This window comes from Streptomyces sp. NPDC058221, assembly GCF_042882365.1.
In the GTDB taxonomy this organism is placed as follows: Bacteria; Actinomycetota; Actinomycetes; order Streptomycetales; family Streptomycetaceae; genus Streptomyces.
Genome location: NZ_JBHVWF010000294.1, coordinates 1 through 3,235 on the forward strand (window position 1 = coordinate 1; position 3,235 = coordinate 3,235).

5 protein-coding genes and 2 pseudogenes are annotated in these 3,235 nt (G+C 73.6%); 1 reads left to right on the forward strand and 6 read right to left on the reverse strand.

Translation table 11 applies throughout. The annotated features are described in order from the left end of the window. Positions 1-105: 105 nt before the first annotated feature. From ACFVW8_RS38855 to ACFVW8_RS38870, 4 genes and pseudogenes are all read right to left on the reverse strand, one after another. Complete coding sequence (locus ACFVW8_RS38855) at positions 106-606, reverse strand: hypothetical protein (RefSeq protein ID WP_389698738.1); 501 nt, start codon at positions 604-606, stop codon at positions 106-108. Positions 607-748: 142 nt separating this feature from the next. After that, positions 749-1,156: an ACT domain-containing protein gene (locus tag ACFVW8_RS38860; protein ID WP_389698744.1), complete on the reverse strand. Its 408-nt coding sequence runs from the start codon at positions 1,154-1,156 to the stop codon at positions 749-751. Between the two features lie 14 nt (positions 1,157-1,170). Beyond that, positions 1,171-1,371, reverse strand: a complete 201-nt coding sequence (locus tag ACFVW8_RS38865) for a CGNR zinc finger domain-containing protein (RefSeq protein WP_389698746.1) — start codon at positions 1,369-1,371, stop codon at positions 1,171-1,173. A 73-nt stretch (positions 1,372-1,444) separates the two neighbouring features. Next, positions 1,445-1,915: pseudogene (locus tag ACFVW8_RS38870) on the reverse strand (ABATE domain-containing protein); the annotation flags it as partial. Here ACFVW8_RS38870 and ACFVW8_RS38875 point away from each other — a divergent pair. Continuing rightward, positions 1,884-2,537: a pyridoxal 5'-phosphate synthase gene (locus ACFVW8_RS38875; protein ID WP_389698740.1), complete on the forward strand. Its 654-nt coding sequence runs from the start codon at positions 1,884-1,886 to the stop codon at positions 2,535-2,537. The pseudogene ACFVW8_RS38870 and the gene ACFVW8_RS38875 overlap by 32 nt on opposite strands. 22 nt (positions 2,538-2,559) lie before the next feature. Here the strand turns inward: ACFVW8_RS38875 and ACFVW8_RS38880 are convergent, their stop codons facing one another. Then, positions 2,560-2,802, reverse strand: coding sequence for a DUF397 domain-containing protein (locus ACFVW8_RS38880; RefSeq protein WP_389698742.1), 243 nt, complete (start codon positions 2,800-2,802; stop codon positions 2,560-2,562). 108 nt (positions 2,803-2,910) lie between these two features. After that, positions 2,911-3,235 (reverse strand): annotated as a pseudogene (locus ACFVW8_RS38885) (thiolase domain-containing protein); the annotation flags it as partial.

Consider the following 3,235-nt stretch of genomic DNA (forward strand, 5'->3'; position numbering starts at 1 on the left):
GGGCAGACCCGGCTCGGGTCTGCCCCATCCGCGTTCCGGCTGCTTCTCAGGCATCGTCAAGAGGGCGCCGCACGGCCCTTGTTCCCGGCATGGCGCCAGGCCGGCTCAGCCCTGCTGGAAGAGCTCTGCGGGCAGCGGTTTCAGGAGCGTGTACAGATCGTCGGTGATCGGCCGGTCCCAGCTGGCGATCGTCACGAGCACGCCGTCGCTGCGGTCGAACTGCACGCAGGCGATCCGGCTCTCGGAGAGCTTGACGCGGCGCACGATCAGCAGGTTGTCGCCCTGCATCACGGGCATGTCCTCGGTCCCGGTGACCTCGACGGGCTCGTCGTTCTCCAGCGCGAGCAGCAGCTGGGCCACCTCGAAGGGCACCTGCCCGTCCTCGGTCTCGCGGGCGGGCGAGCCCTCCGGGAGATTCCCGATGATCATCGCGGGGCCGCGGCCGCCGAAGAGGTCGTACCGGAGGAAGACGCCCTGACAGCTGCCGTCCGGGGCGGGCAGCAGACCGGCGCCGAGGTTGCCGGGCCAGTCCCCCGGGTCCATGGCCAGGACGTCGAAGTCGGGGCCCGCGGGTGTGGCGGCGCTACGGCGGCGGAGGAAGGACATGCGGACATGTTACGTGGCCGGGCTCACCTCGCGGAGCCGGGCCCGCGGCCCCCCTGGGCGGTGCCGGGGGGGGGCACACCCACCGGGGTGCCCGGCAGCTGCGCGGCCGCATCCCGCCGCACCGGCGCCTTCCGGGCGCCCGTCATCCCGTACCCGACTCCGCGGCCAGTGCCTTCAGTACGGCAACGGCCTCGGCGGCCCTGACGTGCGGGACGAAGAGGTGGTCGTGGTGGAACCCGGCCACCACGTTGCAGCTGATGCCGGCGTCGGTGAGGGCGAGGGACACCGCGGCGGTCAGCCCGACGGCTTCCAGCGCCGAGTGGACACGGAGCGTGATCCAGCCCGCCGGGTAGGAGTGGCTCAGCCCGGCCGCCACGGCCTCCGCCTCCGGGAGCACCAGCGTGAGCCCCTCGGTCTCACCGACCGTGACGACCGGGCGGACCCCGGCCGGCACCTGACCGCCGGGCATGGTCGCGAAGACGTAGCGGCCCGGGTGCAGCTCCGGCCGCAGGTCGCCCAGCAGGGTTCGAAGATCATTCTCAGCGGTCACGCCCACCACGCTACCTACGGTGTGCGGTGTCGCTCGTGATGCCGTGCGACGCGGGCGCGGTTGCCGCAGGACGGCTTGCACCACTCCTGGCGGGGGTGCTCCTTGACGAAGTAGCGCACGCAGCGGGGGGCGCGGCAGGCACGCAGGGCCGTGCGGTCGGGCCCGGACAGGAATCCGATGACGGCGCGGGCCAGGGCGGCGGGGAGCGCGTCCACCTCTATGCCCCCGGCCGGGTGGGTCGGTGGACACGGGTTCGCCGTCCGGTGGCCATTCCAGGCGCGGCACGGCGGGCACGGCAGCGGCCGCCTCGTTCAGCCGGCCGAGCGCCGCCTCGACGGGGATCAGCCGTGCGGCGTCGGCGGGACCGGGTTCGCCGGGGCGCACGGCGTGGGCGAAGAGTGCCCGTGCGGCGGCGCGCAGGGACCGCACCGCGGCGAGGTCCGCACTGTCGGCCGTCCACGCGGCCGGCGCCGGGACGAGGCTCAGCAGCACCGCATGCCCACGGACCCAGCCGGTGAGGCCGGCCGGGGTGTCGAGGTCGTCCGCGACACCGCCCCTCCCGTCGTGGCGGACGGTGAGCGCGAGGTCGAGTGCGAGCCGGGTGTCGGGCAGGCGACTCCCGGGCGCGCGGCTGGTGGGCATGATGCTGATGGTGGCGTCACGCTGAACCATTAGCCGAAGGCCGCCCTCCGGGCGCGTGCCGGACGGTGCCACCGGGGAGGACGTCATGACCGGGCTGCGGAGGCTGCTGCGCGACATCGAGGTGTTCCAGGGCGAGTTGCCCGCATTCGACCCGCGGACGGCGCCGGAGGACCCGGCCGAGCTGTTCACCCAGTGGCTGCTGCACGCCCTGGAGGCCGGGGTACGGGAGCCGCACGCGATGACCCTGTCCACGGCGGGCGCCGACGGGAATCCGAGCGCCCGCACGCTCATCCTGAAGGACGTCACCGCACAGGGCTGGCAGTTCGCCTCGGACTCGGGCGGAGTCAAGGGCCGCGATCTCGCGGCCAGGCCCTATGCGGCGCTCACCTTCTACTGGTCACCGCTGGCCCGGCAGGTCAGGGTGCGCGGACCCGTGGCCACGGAGAGCGCCGAGATGGGCGCCGCCGACTTCCGGGCCCGCGGAGCGGGAGCCAGGGCGGAGTCGCTGCTCGGCCGGCAGAGCAGCCCGCTGCACGACCCCGGCGAGCGCGATGCGCAGGTGCGCCGGTCGCTGGAGCGGCTGGAGCGGGAGCCCGGCCTCGTGCCGCCGGGGTGGCGGCTGCACACCGTGCGGCCGCAGAGCGTGGAGTTCTGGCAGGGCGACCCGCAGCGCAAGCACACCCGGCTCAACTACCGCTCCGAGCAGGACGGCTGGGTGCGCGAACTGCTGTGGCCCTGACCGGGCCCGCCGTACGGGTCCGTCAGGTGACGTCGAACTCGCCCGCACGGGCGTTGACCACGAAGGCCCGCCACTCGGCCGGGTTGAAGACCAGCGACGGACTGCCGGGGCGGCCGGCGTTGCGCATCGCGATGAACCCTTCGACGAAGGCGATCTGAACATCGCCCATGCCCCGACTGCCGGACTGCCAGCGTGCGTTGCTGAGGTCGAGTTCAGGCTTCCGCCAGCCGGCCAAGGGCTGTTGGGTGGTCGTGCGGTGCACCACTTCGGCTCCTCCCGCTCGTCGTTGCGGCCAGGAATGAGCCTAGCCATCACCGACGGTCCCGGACAGGCCGCGGAGTGCGGTGGTGCGGCCTGTCCGGGCGGTCCGCGGTCAGCCCGTGGGCGGCTCGGACCCCACGAGCCACATCGAGAAGAACTGCGCGCCGCCGCCGTACGCGTGGCCGAGCGCCCGGCGGGCCCCGTCCACCTGGTGCTCCCCCGCCTGCCCCCTCACCTGAAGGGCGGCCTCGGCGAAGCGGATCATTCCGGAGGCGCCGATGGGATTGGTGGAGAGCACCCCGCCCGAGGGGTTCACCGGCAGGTCGCCGTCGAGTTCGGTGACTCCGGCCTCGGTGAGCTTCCAGCCCTCGCCCTCGTCGGCGAAGCCGAGGTTCTCCAGCCACATGGGCTCGTACCAGGAGAACGGGACGTACATC